Genomic DNA, 19397 nt, shown 5'->3' on the forward strand with positions numbered 1-19397 from the left:
GCTAAAGCCTGGACACCAGCGCATGTTGGTGTCCAGCCTTCAGGCGCATCCCACTCGCTGCGGAGCAGCGAAACCGCCACACTCCAAAAAAAATCCTCGCCCATGTTTGATGGGCGAGGATGCGATTGAATTCAAAGCGGTCGTGAATCCGCCTACTGGTTCAGTTGCTCTTGGATCGTTTCGCCGGAGGCTTTGGTTCCCAAAGCGCCCCACAAACCGTAGGGGCTGATTTGACCGGGAGTTCTTGGTCCGCCGCCTGCATTGCGTCGCACCGCACCGGCGTGAGAATCCCCTGCTTCGACCGAATCGGTCATGAAGATCACGGCACCATCGACCATCAACACGTGAGCTCCACCTTGGTGGTTGCTGCTCGGCGGCATCGTCCCGGGCCCATCAATCCACTGCCCGACGCAAACCTCACGGTTAGGTGGCAAGACCGTGAACACCTGCGTGCAGTGGGCGCGAAAGTTCGCCCAGCCGGCACCGCGAGCTTCGTGATTGTTCTGGCTGAGCACTTCGGGATTGGTACAGTTCGCACCACCGTTGCACCAGAACTTGGGGCGATCCGGGTCGATCTCGTTGTTGTCCGCACACAGGGACGGATTGTTGTTGACCTGGTTGCCGCCACGACGGTTCCACGACGCCGCGGTTCGGATGTCCCGGTCACCCAGGTCCGTTTTGATTTCGCCCATGGCGATGGTATTGGACAACCCGTCAAGGATGTCGCGGAACTTCGCCGCCTTGCGGACCATGAACGCACCTCGGCTGACCGAATTAAAGTTCTGAACTCCACCGGATCCGTTGGGCGTCAGATCGCCGCGCTTGTAGGCGTGGTGCCAGGGACTCGGCGAGTCGCCCATGCACAACGCGTAGTTCGTCCGTCCCAAGGCGGGAAGCCCTGTCCCGGGATCGCTCGGACAACGCAGCGTCGGAATCTCCGTCGACCACGGGATGTACCCCGGGTTTCGGGCGAAGTTGCGAGGGTTGGGTCCCATCGCGGGCCAACGCGGCGGATTGGTCAAACCGGTGTTGCCGGGAGGCGCCGCGCCGGTGACCGTCTTGGTGCTGGGATTAGAAACGTCCGACCAAATCCCTTGCTGCTCGAAGAATGCAGTCAACGGAACCAGTGCGCTCAAGCACTCGTGGTTGGCATCGTTGCCCCGTTGCCACCAACGGTTGTTTTGCAGACCGATTCCCGTTCCACCGCCATGCACGGGCAACTGCTTGAACGCGGAATGGTAGTTGTGGACCGCAATTCCGATTTGCTTGAAATTGTTGCTGCAGCTCATCCGACGAGCTGCTTCACGGGCCGCTTGGACTGCCGGTAACAGCAATCCGACAAGAATGCCAATAATGGCGATGACGACGAGGAGTTCGACGAGCGTGAACCCTGCGGTCCTTCTGAATGGTTGGCGCATAGACCGTTCCTGAAAAAAAGGAGATAAGTAAACCGATGGAGGCAGCTTAACAAACAAATCTGCTCCATTAAAAAGAAAAAAGTTTTTTTCGCGAAACCGACCCCCTGAAATAGCTAGGGTGGAAACATTGCCCCTCTGCTCTCCCGCGTCACTGCTTGGTAGGCACAGGGGAATGATTGGACCAGGCAATCGCTGCGTGGATGCACACGGGCTCTACGTCAATACCGCTAAGTTAAGCGTCGTTTCTTCAGATGAGGGCCCGTAGGCTCGCGCCAAACGGCTGATATTCGTTTGACATCAGCCGGTTCGCGCCAGCGTCCGGGCCCCCTCATTCATGTTAACTTAGCGGTATTGGGCTCTACGTCACGGGAGGACGCGGCAGGCTTCCTCGATTCCCGCCCTTTTCGCGGATGGTCGCGACAGACGCGACAGACGCGACAGACGCGACAGACGCGACAGACGCGACAGTGCGACAGACGCGACAGTGCGACAGACGCGACAGACGCGACAGTGCGACAGTCGGGGCGGCGCAATTGTTGCCTGCCCCCAAACGCACCGGTTGCCGCGGAAAGTGATTGACATGGAGAGTGCTCCGTCAACGTTTCATACGGAACACCCTTTGGGCCATTTGGTTTTTGGTACCTGACCCCTTTTCCGCTCGACAAACCCCACCCTGCCGGGGCGGTGGATCGCAGCGGCAACGGCACGCGGAAGGAACAGCATCGGCACACCGAGGCCGACGCGGTTCACGATCAACGATTCGGCAAGGCGTCGCAGCCTGCTGCGGCGACAGCCCACCCTGCATCACTGCATCGATTTTTCCATTTCAGCGGCGTATTCTTCCTCGGTCATCCCCGCCATTGCTTCGTCTTCCTCTTCAACCGCAGGGGCTTCAATTACTTGTGTTTCGCCGCTGCCGCCGCATCCGGTCAACGAAAGCGTCGTGAAACACAGAGCGGCCATCCACAACCAAGCAAACTTTTTCATCAGTCGAACCTTTCAAAATGAAATGAGTCACGGCACGCGAGCAGGGCAATGTGGCGTACCTGAACGGATACCCCCTGCGTCTTCTCAGCCGCGTTTTGATCACCTTAACCCACGGCCTGCCAAAACGCGAGCAGCGCGTCGACGTGACCGGGGCGAATTTCTACCGTCGCGTCAACCGGACAGATCCAATTCGTCCCCAAGCTTTGCCGCCCCATTGCGGGAACGTCAGCCCGCCTTCAGCAACTGCTCCGCGGCATCGATCAGCAACGCTTTGGCCTGACGGATCGTTTCGTCCACCGATCGGACCGGGTCATGAATCTGTCGCACCCGGGTCAGCCCCAGGTCCTCGACCGATGCCTTCTCGAGCGCCAACACGCCACACAGGGCCGCGACCGGCACGCGGTACTTTTCTCCGACGTCGGCAACCCCGCGGACCAGTTTCCCGTAGGCGGTCTGATCATCGATCTTGCCTTCGCCAGTGACGATCCAGTCGATGGTGCCGCCGGACAGCAGGGCTTCCACCCCGGTCAGCGAAAGCACAAACTCGATTCCCGACAGGAACTCGGCGTGCAAAAAAGCCTTCAGCCCGTACCCGGTTCCACCGGCAGCGCCGGACCCTGGAACATCTGCGACGTCCAATTGTAAATCGCGTTGGACGATTTGCTGCAGTCGATCCAGGCCGCGATCGAGTCGCGCGACCATGTCTCGGTCGGCACCTTTTTGTGGCCCGTAGACGGCTGCCGCTCCCTCCGGACCCAATAAAGGGTTGGCGACATCATTGATCGCGAAAACACGCGCCGAGGAGAGTTCTGGCAGCACACCGGACGCATCAATCGAAGCGATTTGCTGCAGCGCCCCGCCGGTCGACGGCAGCGTCGCACCGTCGACATTGAGAAACCGGTAGCCGAGTGCTTCGGCGATTCCGATGCCGCCATCATTGGTCGCGCTACCGCCCAATCCGATGTAAAATGTTTTGGCGCCGCGGAGCAGGGCGTCGGCGATCAGCGTACCGGTTCCCAGCGTTGAGGTCCTCGAGGGGTCACGCTCTTCGGCGGCCAGCAACTCCATCCCCGAAGCCCGGGCCATTTCGATGTAGGCCGTGCCGCGGTTCACGTCCAGCCCATATTCGGCGCGGATCGGACGACCGAGCGGATCGGTCGTCTGGCAATCGATCGCCTCCACGGACGCATCACTCTTGCGAATCGCATCGAGAAACCCGTCGCCGCCATCGGACGCCGTGATCGAATGGGTTTGGATTCCCGAGTCGAACCGCCGCAGTCCCGCCTCGATCGCTTCGATGACTTCGGTCCCGGTCAGCGAACCTTTGAATTTATCAGGGATGATCAAGACATTCATGGGAGCCCACGCGGCGAAGCCGGACAACGAGTCGGGAGCTTCAAGACTCTAACGTTTTTGATGCATGTCATGGAGCTTGTCTCATTGCGTTCAACATCGGCAAATCTCAAATCTCAACCAGCTAACAGCTAACAGCTAACAGCTAACAGCTAACAGCTAACAGCTAACAGCTAACAGCTAACAACCTCACCGATACCGCATCTCACACGTCACGCCACCGGCGGCCCAGACATAGGATTTCGCGGTGTAATCGGCGACCATGCGATGGCTGCTGAATCGCCACGCCAGGGTGCTGATGCTGTTCATCATGCGTTTGATCCAGAACTTCGGCAGCCCGTCACTGTCACGGGTGTAGAAACAGGGGATCACTTGTTCTTCCAGCGTTTTGTAGAGGGCTTCGGCATCGCGTTGGTCAGTGATTTCGTCACTGACGTGTGACCGACCGTTGCCGATGGCGAATCCGTTGGAGCCGTTGAAGGCTTCTCCCCACCAGCCGTCTAGGATGCTGCAGTTCAGACCGCCGTTGAGCACGACTTTCTGGCCACTGGTCCCGCTCGCTTCCAGGGGGCGACGGGGATTATTCAACCAGACGTCGACGCCTTGGATCAGATGACGGCAGACGTTGATGTCATAGTCTTCGACGAAGGCGACGCGGCCGGCGAAGCGGGGATCGTGCCGCAGGTTGGCGATCTCTTGAATGAATTTCTTGCCGGGTTCATCTTTCGGGTGTGCCTTCCCCGCGTAAATCAGCTGCACCGGACGATCGCTGCTGCCGAGCAATTCGGCGATCCGATCCATGTCGCTGAACAACAAATTGGCACGTTTGTAGGTCGCGAATCGGCGTCCAAATCCGATCGTCAAGATCCGCGGGTCCAGGATGTGTCGCGCCGCCTCGACCACCTTGTCACTTTCGCCACGTCGTCGGCATTGTCGGCTGAAGCGACGTCGCACGAAGGAAACCAAGTTGTGTTTGAGCGAATTGTGGGTTTCCCACAGTTCGCCGGGGTCGACGTCGTGGATCGCCTGCCAGGCATCGGGTTCCTGCAGCCGATGTTTCCAGTCGGTGTGGAAGTGTTTGTCGTACAACGTTTGCATTTGCACGGCCAACCAACTGGCCACGTGCACGCCGTTGGTGATGTGTCCGATCGGTACTTCATTCTCGGCGCGGTCGGGCCACATCGATTGCCACATGCGGCGCGAGACGACACCATGCAGACTGCTAACGGCGTTGGCGCATCGGCTCATCTTGAACCCGATCACCGTCATGCAAAACGATTCGTTGTCGTTGTCGGGGTCGACGCGGCCCAGGGCCAACAATTCTTTTTCGCTGATGCCGAGCGAGTCGCGGAGCGGCCCCAGGTGTTCTTCGACCAAGGCGGGCGGAAAACGGTCGTGTCCGGCGGGCACGGGCGTGTGCGTGGTGAAGCAGGTGGCGCGGGCCGACAACTGGACGGCGTCCTCGAACGTCATCCCATCGTTGTCCATCAATTGCTTGACGACTTGCAAGGCGCCGAACGCGGAGTGTCCTTCGTTGAGGTGATAGACGCCGGGGTCGATCCCGAGTGCGGCCAACGCCTTGACGCCTCCCACGCCCAAGACCAGTTCCTGACGGATTCGCGTGCGTTCATCGCCACCGTACAAGCGGCTGGTCAACTCGCGGTCTTCCGGCTTGTTGCCATCGACGTTGCAATCGAGCAGATACAAACGCACGCGTCCGACGTGCATCAGCCAGACTTTGGCCAGCAGTTGTCCGTCGCGGGTGTCGATCGCCACGGTCAACGGTTGGCCGTCTGAATCCAACGCGGCCTGGATCGGCAGATTCTCGATTTTCGTTTCCAGGTAATCTTCACCTTGGAAACCGTCTTCGTCCAAGTACTGGCGAAAATAACCTTGGCTGTAATACAGCCCGACGCCGACCAACGGGACGCCCAAACCCGAGGCGCTTTTGATGTGGTCGCCCGCCAGCACGCCCAACCCGCCGCTGTAGATCGGAATCGATTCGTGAATCCCAAACTCGGCCGAAAAATAAGCGACCGGCTTGGCCCCCAACACACCGGCGTTGGTCGACGCCCACGTTTGAGAGGAATTGAGGTACTCTTGCAGGCGACGGTAGGCGTAGTTGATGCGGCTGTGGAGCACCAACTCACCGGCGCGGTCGGCCAGTCGCTCCGGCGTCATCTCACGCAACAAGGCCACCGGGTTATGACCGAGTTGTCGCCAGCGAATCGGATCGACATCACGAAAGATCGCGTCGCATTCCGGATGCCAGCTCCACCAAAGGTTGTTGGCGAGCGTCCAGAGCTTGCCATACAAGTCGTCGGCATGACTGAGTTCGCTCACGAAATCCGACGCCCCCGCTACAGGGCCAGATGTCACACGCTTGGTGGGAGGTAATTCGGTTTGGCTCATAGCGATCCCGTCGCACAGTGAAGAAAAGTCAGTGTCGCACGCGGCGAACGTTCCTGAAGGCTCAGGACTCTGTTGTCGACCACTTGCCCCGACGAATCAAGCAACGGTCGTCACAGTGGCGGGCAATCTTCCAAAGTTTCCAAGCTGGGGCGCCATCAAACGGTTTGATTTCCCCCGGCAACCTTGCCAAATCACCGCAAAACGTCCAACCTAACGGACTCCATCCAGGCAATCTCAATCCCTGGCTCCACTGGCAACACTCTCGACATGCGTCATTCCACCACAAGCTACGGTTTCGAGTCGCTGTTTGAAACACTCGCCTCGCATGCTTCCAGATGGCGCACGACGAGCGATTGGCCTGCGGAATCGCTGTTGCGATGTGGTCAGCACGGTATCTTTGGCGGCCTCAGCGGGATCGCTGTGACGGGTACCGACCCGCGGACCTGGACCGCGGTTGATCAAATCGAAACGCTGATCGGGCTCGCCCGGGCCGACTTGTTGACCACCTTTGTGATCACACAGCATGTTGGCGCGATCAAACGAATCGCAGCATCGGATCGGTTGGCCGAAGGCGGCAACGCCGCCAGCATTCTGAGCGAAACCGTTCTGCCGAGGCTGATCGATGGCACGACGATCGGGTCGGTGGGCATCAGTCATTTGACGACCAGCCGCCTGCATTTGGGACGTCCCGCCGTCGTCGCGACTCCGGCCCAGCAGCACGGCGAACCCGGCTATCGCCTGGCGGGAACCATTCCATGGGTCACCGGAGCCCCCGCCGTCGGGTACGTCGTCGTCGGCGCGACACGAGAGGACGCGACACAAATCCTGGTCTTGATCAGGCCGTCGGACGAAGGCGTCCGGCCCGGCCGCGGTGCGGAAATGGTCGCCATGTCGGCGAGTTGCACCGACGCGATCGAGCTGAACGATGTCTTTGTCCCCGAGGGACGCGTGCTCTCAGGTCCTCGCCCCAATGTCTTGGCCCCCGCCAAACCGAACGGATCCGCCCCGACCGGGGCCGGCGGGTTACAGACCTCCGCACTCGCACTCGGTTTGTCGTACGCGGCGCTGGACTATTTGCAACAGGAATCCGATCGGCGAAGCAACCTGGTCCCGATTGTGGATCGATTCAATGACGAACACCAGCGGCTGCACCAGACGATTCGAGCAGCCGCAGGAGGAGACAGCGGTCAGGATTCGGCAGCCATCCGGACGCTGGCCAACGGCTTGGTCCAGCGGACGACCAGCGCCGCCATGACGACCGCCAAAGGCGCCGGAATGATGATCGATCATCCGGTCGGACGCTGGTGCCAGCAGGCGCTGTTCTTTCTCGTCTGGAGCTGCCCCCAACCGGTCGCCGACGCACACCTCTGCGAACTGGCGGGATTGGAAGAGGGCAGAGAGAGAGGGCAAGGGTTGGCAGAATGATTCGGGGCGGCATGAGAGCTGGCCGGAGGATCGTGCAGCAGAACAATGTTTAGTAACCGGGCTTCACAGCTCCCTGTCTCCCTGTCTCCCATCATTCTGCCCCGAATCGTTCTGCCTCCCCCTGTTCTCACCCCATCCCTCTCTTCTCCTCGCTCTCCCTCAAAACTCCGCACTCCCTGGCGTCCTGGGAAACGGGATCACGTCTCGGATGTTCGCCATCCCGGTGACGTATTGAACGGCACGTTCCAGCCCCAGGCCGAATCCGGCGTGCGGGACCGTCCCATACTTCCTCAAGTCGACGTACCACCAATAGTCGTCTTCGCTGAGTGATTGTTCGGCCATGCGTTGGCTGAGCACGTCCAAGCGTTCTTCGCGTTGGCTGCCCCCGATGATTTCGCCCACGCCCGGCACCAGCACATCCATCGCGGCGACCGTTTTTTCGTCATCACTGACGCGCATGTAGAACGGTTTGATCGTCGCGGGGTAGTCGGTCAGAATCAATGGGCCGCCGACGTGTTGCTCCGTCAAGTAACGTTCATGTTCGGCTTGCAGGTCACTGCCCCAGGCGATGTCGTAGTCGAACTTCTGCCCCGACGATTCCAACACTTTGATCGCTTCGGTGTACGTCATGTGTTGGAACGGTTGGTCGATCACGCCGCGGATCTGGTCGATTTTCCCTTTCTCGATCCGTTGGTCAAAGAACTCCATGTCTTCCCCGCAACACTGCAAACATTCGGAGAACACCTGTTTGAGAAACTGCTCGGCGAGCTGCATGTTGTCGGCCAAGTCAAAGAACGCCGCTTCGGGTTCGATCATCCAGAACTCCGCCAGATGCCGACTGGTGTTGCTATTTTCGGCGCGAAATGTCGGGCCGAAGGTGTAGATCCGTCCCAGCGAGGTCGCATAGGTTTCGCCTTCGAGTTGTCCGCTGACGGTCAGGAAGGTCGGCTTGTCGAAGAAATCGAAGGAGTAATCGACGGGCCCGCCGGACTTGGCCAATCGCTCCAAGTCCAGGGTGGTGACACGGAACATTTCGCCGGCACCCTCACAGTCGCTGGCGGTGATGATCGGCGTGTTGACGTACAGGAATCCGTTTTCGTGAAAGAAGCGGTGAATCGATTGACAGATCTGGTTGCGGACCCGCATCACCGCACCGAGCGTGTTGGTGCGGGTACGCAGGTGCGCCCATTCACGCAGTTTTTCGAACGAGTGCCGTTTTTTTTGCAGCGGATAGGTTTCCGGGTCGGCCCAGCCGAGGACGCGGACGGCGCTGGCGTGCAGTTCGGTGGCTTGCCCCTTGGCCGGAGAGGCTTGCAATTCGCCGCGAACGACGACGCTGCATCCGGCGGTCAACTTTTGGATTTCGCTGGCGTAGTTGTCGAGCTCTCCAGGCGCGACGACCTGCAGGTTGCCCAGCGAAGATCCGTCGTTGATTTCGATGAAGCTGAATCCTCCCTTGCTATCGCGGCGAGTCCGAACCCAGCCGCGGATCTCACAGGGACGGCCGGCCGACTCGGCAAGACGAGCTTGTTTGACGGGAATCCAATCACTCATTGCGGCGCACTTCGATGGGAAAACGGGACGTGACAGGCAACGCTGTGAAGCATTTTTTGCTCGCGTTTTGCGAGACGTTAGCGGCAGGGCGCAAGCCCTCCGGTTCCTCATCTTTACCAAAACACCGGAGGGCTCGCGCCCTACCGCTAAAAAATGCTACACAGCGTTGCGTGACAGGGCTGACAAATCGGCTGGGGAACACTACCGGCCGATCGAGTCGATGGCAATGTGGGAATCGATCTTGCATCGATTTCCCCGCCCCACCTATGTTGCCAAAGTATTTTGTCGCACACCCCTCCACAAGATGATTGCGCCATGGACGGCAGTTGGAACGAAAATCGAGCACGTGTTTCGAATTCACGTCATTCACTTCTTCGTCGGCGACGCACGGGCATCACCTTCGTCGCGCTGATTCCCCTGGTCGCGTCGATGGTTCTGGCCGGGGCCGGCGATCTCCGTGCCGACGAGGCGGAATGGATCTGGGCCCACGGGACGACGGCGGAACAGCCGATCGCCTTGGGCGCGCAGTGTTTTTTCCGCAAACCGATCAACCTGCGGGTGCCCGCCGAAGCCCGGATCGAGATCGCTGCGGACGACCAGTATGAACTGTTCGTCAACGGGCATGCGATCGGCACGGGCCAATCCTCTCGGACCGTCGACGAGTACGACGTCAGCGAGTATTTCGAAGTCGGACGTAACATCGTCGCGGTGAAAGTCCGAAACCGTCGTGGCGACACCGCCGCACTTGCCGCACGCGTGTCGGTCCGGCCGGAAAATGGCGACAAGTGGTTCACCTTTAGCTCCGACGCCTCTTGGAAAACCAGCACCGAGGACAGCGAGCTGTGGGAAACCGTCGTCTTCAACGATCGCTTGTGGGGTTCGGCGGCGGCCTTCGGACCGCTCGGCGACACCGCCCCTTGGGATCGCGTCGAAACCGAACCCGAGCGCTCCGTTGCCGCCGCGTCAAAATCTGTCCCATCCTCGCCACCGACCCCGCCGGCACCGATCGCCTCCGGCGCCGGCCGATCGATCATGGCGTCCGGTGGACTGGCCGGGCCAAATCAGCCGAACCAAACGCCCCCTCCGGTCGCTCCAACGACCCAACAGAGGGAACGGTTTCAAATCCAAAAAGGCTTCGGCGTCCAACGCATTCTGTCCGACGACAAGATCGGATCGGTGATCGCGATGACCTTCAACGAATTCGGTCACCTGTTGATCTCCAAAGAAAATGGGCCGCTGCTGCTGGCCTATGATGACAACGACGACGGTGTTCCCGAAACGGTCCGAACGTATTGCGACAAAGTCAAATCATGCCAGGGCATTCTGGCACTCAACGGCCAGGTGTTCGTCACCGGCGAAGGCCCCGAAGGCCCGGCGTTGTACAAGTTGTCCGACAGCGATCGCAACGGAACGCTGGAGCAGGTTGAAGCGATCGTCACGTTCGTCGACGCGGCCGGTCGCCCGGCCCGTCCCGGTGAGCACGGCCCGCACGGATTGCGATTGGGCCCCGACGGCATGATCTATGTCGCACTGGGAAGCCACGTGCAAGCGGTCGGTGAAATCGGCGACGGACAAACCTATCGGGATGCCTATGAAGGTGATTTGCTGCCGCGTTACGAAGACCCCGCCGGCCACGGTCAGGGCATCAAGGCGCCGGGCGGAACCATCGTTCGAACCAACATCGACGGCAGCGTCATCGAACGCGTCGCCGGTGGACTGCGAAACCCCTACGACCTCGTCTTTCACTCCGGCGGCGCCATGTTCGTGCACGACGCCGATATGGAAGCCGACGTCGACACCGCATGGTATCGCCCCAACGCCGTCTTTGATGTCACCGAAGCGGGTGAGTTTGGTTGGCGAACCGGTTGGGCGAAATGGCCCGAGTACTACTACGACCGACTGCCCGACATGCTCGACACCGGACGCGGCAGCCCGACCGGCGGCGTCTGCTACGAACACTACGCGTTTCCGGTCCGTTACCAAAACACATTATTCCTGGCCGACTGGAGCGAAGGACGCATCCTGAACGTTCGTCTGAAACCGCGTGGGGCGAGCTTCGTCGCCGATAGCGAGGTTTTCCTGCAGGGCCAACCGCTGAACGTCACCGACTTGGAAGTCGGCCCCGACGGCGGGTTGTATTTCTGTACCGGAGGACGGTCGACCGCCGGTGGCGTCTACCGCGTCATCTACAAGGGTGAAGTGCCCGACCGGATGAACAAACTCGGGACGGGAATCGCCGCCGCCATCCGCCAGCCGCAAGTCGAATCGGCATGGACGCGTCAAAAGATCGCCTCGATCAAAAGCGAACTCGGTGACAGCTGGAACCAACTGGTCGCCGGCGTTGCGTACAGCGACGACAACCCGCCGGACTACCGTGTCCGCGCGATGACGCTGATGCAACTGTTCGGCCCCATCCCCAGCGAAGACCTGTTGCTGGAACTCAGCCAAGCCGAAAGCGAACTCGTGCGTGCAAAGTCCGCGCTGATGCTGGGCCGAGCTCCGGGGCCGCGCGGTGAAAAACGCTTGGAAGAACTTTTGGCAGACGACGCACCGGCGGTCCGACGGGCTGCCTGTGAAGCGATGCTGCGAGGCAACATCACGCCCGAGAACGTCGACGGCCTGTATGAAGTGATCGCAAGCGGTGACCGGACGTTGGCGTTCGTCGGCCGCAAGCTGCTCGAACGAATGCCCGCCGAAACCTTCCGCGATGAAGTGCTCGGCACCGACAAGACACGTGTCGCCATCGTCGGCATGCTCGCCTTGGTCGATGTCGACCACAGCGAAAAAACTGCTCTGGCGGTCCTGGAACGCTGCAGCGAAATGATGACCGGCTTCCTCAGCGATGCCGACTTCATCGATGTCTTGCGGCTCTGTCAGGTGACGTTGCATCGCAGCGGCCTGGACCCCGCCAAGGTGGCTCCGCTGGGCGCACAGATCGCCGAAGAGTTTCCTGCGGGCGAACCGAGAATCAACCACGAAGTCATTCGGCTGGCCACCTACCTCAGTTCCGAATCCTTGGCCGATCGCGCGATCGAGTACCTGGAATCCGACGCGCCGCACGAGACCCGCACCCTGGTGGCGATGTGCTTGCAATCGATGTCCGACGGATGGAACGCGAAACAACGCTTCGCGATCCTCAAGTTCTTTGAGAAAGCGGCCAACCGATCGACCGCCGGCTCGCTGCCGATGTACATGACCAACGTCACCCGTGACTTCGCATCGACGCTGTCCGCCGATGACTTGCAAGCCATCTTGGAACAGGGACACGTATGGCAGAACGCGGCCTTGGCGGCGATCTACAAGGTTAAACAGCCGATCGACGCACTCACGACCGAAACCTTGATGTCGCTGGACAAGAAGATCCGCGACGACCAAAACGGCCGCGACGTCCAACGACGCCTGCGGACCGGAATCGTCGCCTTGTTGGCGTCCTCCGAAGAGCCCGAAGCCCAAGAGTACTTGCGTGAACTTTGGCGCGATGAACCACAACGCCGCGCCGTCATCTCGATGGCCTTGGCGGTTCACCCCGAAGGCGAAAACTGGGACTACCTGGTCCGCAGTCTGAACATCCTGGACGACGAAGCCGGTGAAGAAGTCGTCGGCGCCCTGCAACAAGTAGACGTCGCGACCGATGATCCGATGGCGCTGCGTCACCTGATCTTGCTCGGTGTCCGTGCCGAAGCAGACGAGCGGCCATTTGAAAAAATTGAACAGCTGCTGGAACACTGGACCGGAATGGAACGCCCGGCCGGCGGAAAAAAATCCATGCGTCCCTGGCAAAAATGGTACGCCAGTGTCTACCCCGATCGCCCGCCGGCTGTCATGCCCAAGGCCGATGAATCACGCTGGGACTTTGAGCAATTGGTCACGTATCTCGAGAGCGACAAGGGACGCGTCGGAAACCCCGCCGCGGGCAAGGCGGCGTACACCAAAGCCAGCTGTGCCCAATGCCACCGCTTCGGAAACTACGGCGAATCGATCGGCCCGAGCCTGTCGGGCATCGCACGGCGATTCACCAAACGGGAAATCGTCGAATCGATTCTCTACCCGGCTCACGTCGTCAGCGACCAATACGCCAGCAAAAAAGTCCTGACCTTGGACGGCAAAATCTTTGTCGGCATGGTCAGCGAACAATCCGATGGCACCCTGGTGGTCCGTGACGCCAGGAACAACACCGCGATGATCGAAGCGTCGGAAGTGGACCAAATCCTGCCGAGCACCAGCAGCATCATGCCCAGCGGGCTGATCGATGAACTGACGCTGCAGGAGATCAGCGACATGATGGCCTACCTGGGAGTCGTCCCCTCGGCCGAAATCGCAACGCGGCCGTAGCGGAACTCGCCTGCGGATTGATTCGCTGCGACCCCGTCGGGGTCGATGGGAGTTTCGCGACGGGCTCCCCGGAGGTGACGCTGCGCTGACCTCCGGCTACTCGCTGAAATCCCTCCGGGATATTCGTTTCGCTGACGCTCTTTTTTGACAACAAACGGAGCGTTTTTTGTTAGCGGCAGGGCGCGAGCCCTCCGGTCCGTCAACGCGTTTTCAACGCCGACACCGGACGGCTCGCGCCGTTCCGCTAACACCAGCAATGCCAGCGTCGCTGGCATGACCCCGACGGGGTCAAAACTATTAGCCGGAGGTGAGCGCAGCGACACCTCCGGACTGCGCCACCGCCAACGGATTGAACGACACGGCCTCCGGCCGGCTCAACCCGCCGAACCGTACTGCGGCGGGGGACTGGCGATGTCGATGACTTCGGCCACCGGCAGGACGAAGATCTTTCCGTCACCGATCTGGCCTCTCGATCCGGTCAATGCGTTGCGGCAGATCACGTTGATCACCGTCTCCAATTCGTCCTCGTGCACCAAGACTTCCACCGCGACTTTGCGCAACAAGTCGACCTTGTATTCGTTGCCCCGGAACAGTGCCGATTTTCCATGTTGGCGACCATAACCCATTGCATCACAGACGGTGATGTCATCCAGCTGCAATTCGCGCAAGGCGTCACGCACGGTGGAGAGTTTGGTGGGTTGGATGATCGCGACGACGACTCGCATGATGAAACCACTCAGCGGTGTATTCTAGATCGTGGGTGAACGATTCAGCGGGACGGGGAAGGGGCGTCGGGACGCACGTCAAACTCTACCACGACCGGTTGCTTTCGCCGAGCCGATTCGGCCAGGGCGTCCAGAACCGTTTGAGTTTGTAACGCCAACTGATTGAATTCATCCAGTGGCTGCTGGCCGATCAGTGCCTGGATCATCCGTTGTTCTTGACGATCGGACGTTTCGTGGGACTGTACCTCGCCGCTGGCGTCATGCACCCAGAACCGAGTCGGTCGTTCTGCCCAAGGCCGTGTGAAGTCGTCGCAGATGACCGACGCGTCACTGCCGGCGACTTCAAACCACTTTCGGGTTGCCGTATCGTAACCGCATGAAAAGCTAGCCGTCAGATCGTCGTCAAACCAAAGCATGGCGTTGGTGCGCAGCGGCACACCGTTCTCTTCGATGCAATCGGCAAAAACGCGGTTGGGGCTTCGACCGGCAATGTAACAAGCCAGTCCGGCGGTGTACCAACCGAGGTCCAACAAACAGCCGCCGCCCAACGCGGGATCCAAGCGATGCTCGCCGGACTGAAAGGGTCGATAAAACGAAACCGCGGCGGTGATGTGTCCCAAGCGTCCCAGTCGCCCGCCGCTGGCGAGCGCCCGCATCTCTGCGGTTCGTCGATGATGCAGCCAGCCGGTTGCGTCCAGCCAGCGGACGCCGTATCGCTGGCATGCTTGAGCGATCTGGTGGGCTTGGTCGGCCGAGGTCGCCAACGGTTTTTCGCACAGAATCTGCTTGCCGGCCTCCGCCGCTCGCACACACCAGTGGGCGTGCAAGGCCGGTGGCAGGGACAAGTAGACGGCATCGATGTCGTCGCGGTCGAGCAACGCTTGGTAACCCTCGACTGCCGCGGGGATGCCGTATTGCGAGGCAAACCAATCCGCCCGCTCTTGCGATCGACTAGCGATCGCCGTGACGGACACGGCATCGGTCGATTGCAGATCGGCAACCAATCGACGCGTGATTCGGCCCGTGCCCATCACGCCGAAGCGGGTGGGAGCGGAGTCGGTGGGAGAAGCAGTCATCGAGACTTGGAATCCGTGGTGCGATGGTTGGGATCAGACAGGTGCGATTCAGACAGGTGCGATTCAGACAGGGACTGGGATGCTGCGCAGCAGTTCCGCCATCAGCTGTTCGACGGTGTCACGGCTGGAATTGGCGGAGAAGTCATCGACGAGCACGCGGTGGGAAAGCGTTGTCACGGCCAACGATTTGACGTCGTCGGGCGTGACAAAGTCGCGTTGCTCGGTCACCGCTCGGGCCTGACAACCGCGGTAAAAACTGAGCGCCGCACGGGTACTAACCCCCAAGCGAAACGCGTCGGTCGTCCGCGTCAGTGCGACGATTTCCAGCAGGTAGTCTTGCAGCGATTCGTCGACACGCACCGAACGGACGGCCGCCTGCGCCGACACCACCTCGTCCGCCGTGACGACGCTCTTGATCGAATCGACGGGTTCGCCGCTACGATGAGATTGCAACACCATTCGCTCACTGTCACGCTCCGGATAACCGATGCTCGTCCGCATCAAAAACCGATCCATCTGACTTTCCGGCAACACGTACGTGCCTTCGAATTCAAACGGGTTCTGTGTCGCGACGACGATGAACGGTTTCGGCAGGGGGTACGTCGTTCCGTCCGCAGAGACTTGGCCGTCACTCATCGCTTCGAGCAACGCCGATTGGGTCCTCGGTGGGGCGCGATTGATTTCGTCGGCCAAAACCACGTTGGAAAAAATCGGCCCCCGCGTGAATTGAAATTCACGGGTATCGCTGCGATAAATCGAGCTGCCGGTGATGTCGCTGGGCAACAGGTCGGGTGTGAACTGAATTCGGCTGAATTCGGTATCAATACTGCCCGCCAACGCCTTGGCGGCGAGCGTTTTGCCCACGCCGGGGACGTCTTCGAGCAGCAGGTGTTCCCCGGCCAATAAGGTCAAGACGATCGAGCGAACCGCCTCGTTTTTCCCCAGAATGACCGTTTCCATGTTTTCCCGCAGCCGTCGAGCGGTCTCGTAAGCATGCTGCATCATCGATAAAACAAGATCGGGGAAGGGACGGCGAATCAGTGGCCGCCCATATTAACCCAGGTGTGACCGGTGGCGGAACCCACGGCCGAGAACGCTGCTGCCGAAATGATTTTTTGGAGAAAGGAACCGATGGCGGAGTCAAATCAACAAGCCCCCAGCGAAATGGGCAGCGATTCATTGGCCGATCATGATCGATCCGGCGATGCCCCCCCGCCCGGAAAACCGAAATTGCTCAACGCCGCGATCGCGTTCGCCCTAGCCGTCGTGATCACGGCCGTGGCTCAATACTTTGCACCGTCGTTCGATCACCAGAACGCCAACTTGATCGGATTGGCCTGTCTGTCGCTCGCCTCGCTGTACGTTCTGTTTAGTTTCCATCGGTTGGAAAGCTGGTCCGGTCACCGCTGGCGAGTCCCGACCGTGACCGTGGCCGCCGTCGCGGTCTTTTGGACGGCCTTTCAATTCGATGGTTTTAGCGGCGAAATGCTTCCGCTGTTCCGCTGGCGGTTCGCCGGTGAGTCGCCACATGAATTAAAATCGGTCATGCCCGGCGCCATCGACAGCGACGAAACGCAGCGCGACCCCCCGGCGTCTGAAACACCGACCGAGACACCGAACACCGTTGCTGCGTCGCCCCAGTTTTTGGGACCGAACCGCAACGGCGTCTATCCCGAACGCAAGTTTTCCACGCCGACGTCCGAATCCCAGGTCGATGTGTTGTGGGACCAGGGAATCGGCGAAGGCTGGTCCTCCTTCGCGGTGGTCGGCGAGAATGCGATCACGTTGGAACAACGCGACGACCATGAATGTTTGACGTGCTATCGTCTGTCCGACGGCGAACTGATTTGGATGCAGCAACACGCGGGGCGGCATGAGAACCCGCTCGGCGGGATCGGGCCACGCTCGACCCCGACAATCCTTGGTGACCGGGTCTACGCGACCACGGCGACGGGGTTCTTGTGGTGCCTGGATCGATCGACCGGGGCCGTGCACTGGACCACCAACCTGTTGGAACTGGCCGGCTGGGAGAACCAAGCGGCATTCGAGACCGCCGCACCCTGGGGCTATGCCTGCTCGCCGTTGCTGGTCGACGGTTTGTGTGTCACCAGCCTCGGCGGCCCCGGTGTCGATCAGCCGGTTCGATCACTGGTGGCTCTGGATGCCGAAACCGGTGCGGTGGTCTGGCAGGCCGGTGACGACCAACTCAGTTACGCGTCACCCATCGTGGCGACACTCGACGGCGAACGCCAAATCGTTTCGGTCAACGAAAAAACCGTTAGCGGACATCGTATTCACGACGGATCGGTGCTGTGGACCTTTTCATGGCCCGGCTCGACCAACACGGCAGCGAATTGTTCCTCGGCGGTGCCCGTCCGAGAGAACCGCGTCTTGGTCGGAAAGGGCTACGGCGGAGGCAGTGCGTTGGTCAGCGTGACCAAGGACAGCGTGACCAAGGACAGCGCCGGCTGGACGACGTCGGACGTCTGGCGAAGCAATCGTGTGCTGAAAACCAAGTTCAATCACGTCTGTGTCGTCGGCGACGTCGGCTATGCCATCAGCAACGGCTCGCTACAGGCCGTCAGCTTGGAGGACGCGACGACGTTCTGGACGCAACCGAGACGAAGCCGCACCGGGCAGGGACAAGCCGTGCTGGCCGGTGACGTGTTGGTCGTCCAGGACGAAACGGGTGACCTGGTGTTCGTCGACGCCTCCATCGATGACTATCACGAACTGTTTCGCATGCCCGCATTGGACTCGAAGACCTGGAACATCCCCACCATCGCAGGCCGCTACGTGCTGGTCCGAAACGACCGCCAAGCGATTTGTTTCCAACTTCCGGAAAAATAGAAGAGTGGCGTAAGCTTCCAGCTTGCGAGTCCAGGTCGTAACGCAAGCTGGAAGCTTACGCCACCGGGGGCCGACATGAACTCACCAACCGCATCTGCCGTCCCATCGACGCCCTGGCTGTTTAGCCGGTCTGTCGACCTGATGACCTTCGGTGGCAGTGCGCTGTTGGCCCTGGCGATGCTCGGTGTCGGCGGTGTGTTTGGTTGGCTGCACCAAGACACGCCCAGCTGGGCCTGGGTGGTGGCTATTCTGTTGATCGATGTCGCCCACGTTTACGCGACGGGATTTCGCGTCTATTTCGATCGCACCGAACTGGCGCGGCGTCCATGGTTGTACGCCTTGACGCCGGGTTTGGCGTTCGCCATCAGCTGGGCCCTGTACAGCGAAAGTGTCGATATTTTTTGGCGATGCCTGGCCTATTTGGCCGTGTTTCACTTCGTCCGCCAACAATACGGCTGGGTGGCACTGTACCGCAACAAAGCCGGCGAAACGAATCGCTGGGGCCGCTGGATCGACACCGCCGCGATCTACTCGGCGACCGTGTATCCGCTGGTCTATTGGCACTGTCACCTGCCCCGAGAATTCTGGTGGTTTCGCCCCGATGACTTCGCGTCGTTTTCACTGGACTGGTCGGCCTACCTGGCACCATTTTACTGGTCGGCGATGGCGGCGTATCTCGTCAAAGCGATCGGGTCGGCGGTGACGAAGCGTCAATTCAACCCGGGCAAGGATCTGGTCGTGGCGACGACGGCATTGTGTTGGTACCTGGGAATCATCACGTTCAATTCTGATTATGCCTTCACCGTCACCAACGTGATCATTCACGGGATTCCCTACATGGTCCTGGTCTACTGGTACCACCAGTCGTCCACGCAACCGCGACCGCTGCCGTCGGTGGCGATGCGATTGTCGCGATTCATCGGGTTGATTTGGATCTTGGCCTACGTCGAGGAACTGGTCTGGGATCGCGGCGTTTGGCACGAGCGATCCTGGTTGTTCGGTACGCCGTGGAATCTGGAATCGGTCGAGACGATTCTGGTGCCGCTGTTGGCCGTCCCGCAGATCACGCACTACGTACTCGACGGCTTCATTTGGAAGCGGCGAACGAGCACGAAGTTCGCGACGCTGGCGAGCCCGACCGGGAAACGCTCGCTGCGCTAGGACCGTCGGACGAATAAGTGGGATAGGCTTCCAGCCTGTCATGGCGAAAACGACAGGCTGGAAGCCAATCCCACAATCGCCTCGGAAAAGGGGTCAGGTACCAA

The 19397-nt window shown here is 60.2% G+C and carries 12 protein-coding genes; 4 read left to right on the plus strand and 8 right to left on the minus strand.

The window, feature by feature from the left end:
- Positions 1-152 precede the first annotated feature (152 nt).
- From NZK35_RS03760 to glgP, 4 genes are all read right to left on the minus strand, one after another.
- Positions 153-1418: a DUF1559 domain-containing protein gene (locus tag NZK35_RS03760; protein ID WP_259631263.1), complete on the minus strand. Its 1266-nt coding sequence runs from the start codon at positions 1416-1418 to the stop codon at positions 153-155.
- 804 nt (positions 1419-2222) lie between these two features.
- Positions 2223-2405, minus strand: coding sequence for a hypothetical protein (locus NZK35_RS03765; RefSeq protein ID WP_259631264.1), 183 nt, complete (start codon positions 2403-2405; stop codon positions 2223-2225).
- Positions 2406-2630: 225 nt separating this feature from the next.
- Complete coding sequence (locus tag NZK35_RS03770; RefSeq protein ID WP_259631265.1) at positions 2631-3761, minus strand: glycerate kinase; 1131 nt, start codon at positions 3759-3761, stop codon at positions 2631-2633.
- 186 nt (positions 3762-3947) lie between these two features.
- The gene (gene glgP, locus NZK35_RS03775) at positions 3948-6101 is read right to left on the minus strand and encodes an alpha-glucan family phosphorylase (RefSeq protein WP_259631266.1); all 2154 of its coding nucleotides are present in this window, start codon (positions 6099-6101) and stop codon (positions 3948-3950) included.
- A gap of 336 nt (positions 6102-6437) precedes the next feature.
- Between glgP and NZK35_RS03780 the strand changes: the two genes are divergently transcribed.
- Positions 6438-7595 (plus strand): acyl-CoA dehydrogenase family protein, encoded by a 1158-nt coding sequence (locus NZK35_RS03780; protein WP_259631267.1) that lies wholly within the window; start codon positions 6438-6440, stop codon positions 7593-7595.
- A gap of 159 nt (positions 7596-7754) precedes the next feature.
- Here the strand turns inward: NZK35_RS03780 and asnS are convergent, their stop codons facing one another.
- Positions 7755-9149 carry an asparagine--tRNA ligase gene (gene asnS / locus NZK35_RS03785; RefSeq protein WP_259631268.1) on the minus strand — a complete coding sequence of 465 codons (1395 nt, stop codon included), beginning with the start codon at positions 9147-9149 and terminating at the stop codon, positions 7755-7757.
- Between the two features lie 315 nt (positions 9150-9464).
- Here asnS and NZK35_RS03790 point away from each other — a divergent pair, with 315 nt between their 5' ends.
- Positions 9465-13481 (plus strand): DUF7133 domain-containing protein, encoded by a 4017-nt coding sequence (locus NZK35_RS03790; protein ID WP_259631269.1) that lies wholly within the window; start codon positions 9465-9467, stop codon positions 13479-13481.
- Between the two features lie 374 nt (positions 13482-13855).
- Here NZK35_RS03790 and NZK35_RS03795 read toward each other — a convergent pair whose 3' ends face one another.
- The 3 genes from NZK35_RS03795 to NZK35_RS03805 form a co-directional block, all read right to left on the minus strand.
- Positions 13856-14206 carry a P-II family nitrogen regulator gene (locus NZK35_RS03795; RefSeq protein ID WP_259631270.1) on the minus strand — a complete coding sequence of 117 codons (351 nt, stop codon included), beginning with the start codon at positions 14204-14206 and terminating at the stop codon, positions 13856-13858.
- Between the two features lie 44 nt (positions 14207-14250).
- Positions 14251-15282, minus strand: coding sequence for a Gfo/Idh/MocA family protein (locus NZK35_RS03800; RefSeq protein ID WP_259631271.1), 1032 nt, complete (start codon positions 15280-15282; stop codon positions 14251-14253).
- A 63-nt stretch (positions 15283-15345) separates the two neighbouring features.
- Entirely contained in the window at positions 15346-16242 is an 897-nt protein-coding gene (locus NZK35_RS03805; protein WP_407699763.1) for an AAA family ATPase, read from the minus strand.
- Positions 16243-16413: 171 nt separating this feature from the next.
- Between NZK35_RS03805 and NZK35_RS03810 the strand changes: the two genes are divergently transcribed.
- Positions 16414-18132, plus strand: coding sequence for a PQQ-like beta-propeller repeat protein (locus NZK35_RS03810; RefSeq protein ID WP_259631273.1), 1719 nt, complete (start codon positions 16414-16416; stop codon positions 18130-18132).
- A gap of 75 nt (positions 18133-18207) precedes the next feature.
- A complete protein-coding gene (locus NZK35_RS03815; protein WP_259631274.1) occupies positions 18208-19293 on the plus strand; it encodes a hypothetical protein in 1086 nt (361 codons plus the stop codon).
- The last annotated feature ends 104 nt before the right edge of the window (positions 19294-19397 follow it).

This window comes from Stieleria sedimenti (genome assembly GCF_025060895.1).
Taxonomy (GTDB): Bacteria; Planctomycetota; Planctomycetia; order Pirellulales; family Pirellulaceae; genus Stieleria; species Stieleria sedimenti.

Excerpts from the sequence above, each read along its gene's own strand:
- NZK35_RS03815 (WP_259631274.1), top strand. The coding sequence starts at position 18,208 with ATGAACTCACCAACCGCATCTGCCGTCCCATCGACGCCCTGGCTGTTT.
- NZK35_RS03760 (WP_259631263.1), bottom strand. The coding sequence starts at position 1,418 with ATGCGCCAACCATTCAGAAGGACCGCAGGGTTCACGCTCGTCGAACTC.
- NZK35_RS03800 (WP_259631271.1), bottom strand. The coding sequence starts at position 15,282 with ATGACTGCTTCTCCCACCGACTCCGCTCCCACCCGCTTCGGCGTGATG.
- NZK35_RS03770 (WP_259631265.1), bottom strand. The coding sequence starts at position 3,761 with ATGAATGTCTTGATCATCCCTGATAAATTCAAAGGTTCGCTGACCGGG.
- NZK35_RS03805 (WP_407699763.1), bottom strand. The coding sequence starts at position 16,242 with ATGGAAACGGTCATTCTGGGGAAAAACGAGGCGGTTCGCTCGATCGTC.
- NZK35_RS03780 (WP_259631267.1), top strand. The coding sequence starts at position 6,438 with ATGCGTCATTCCACCACAAGCTACGGTTTCGAGTCGCTGTTTGAAACA.
- NZK35_RS03810 (WP_259631273.1), top strand. The coding sequence starts at position 16,414 with ATGGCGGAGTCAAATCAACAAGCCCCCAGCGAAATGGGCAGCGATTCA.
- NZK35_RS03795 (WP_259631270.1), bottom strand. The coding sequence starts at position 14,206 with ATGCGAGTCGTCGTCGCGATCATCCAACCCACCAAACTCTCCACCGTG.
- asnS (WP_259631268.1), bottom strand. The coding sequence starts at position 9,149 with ATGAGTGATTGGATTCCCGTCAAACAAGCTCGTCTTGCCGAGTCGGCC.
- NZK35_RS03790 (WP_259631269.1), top strand. The coding sequence starts at position 9,465 with ATGGACGGCAGTTGGAACGAAAATCGAGCACGTGTTTCGAATTCACGT.
- NZK35_RS03765 (WP_259631264.1), bottom strand. The coding sequence starts at position 2,405 with ATGAAAAAGTTTGCTTGGTTGTGGATGGCCGCTCTGTGTTTCACGACG.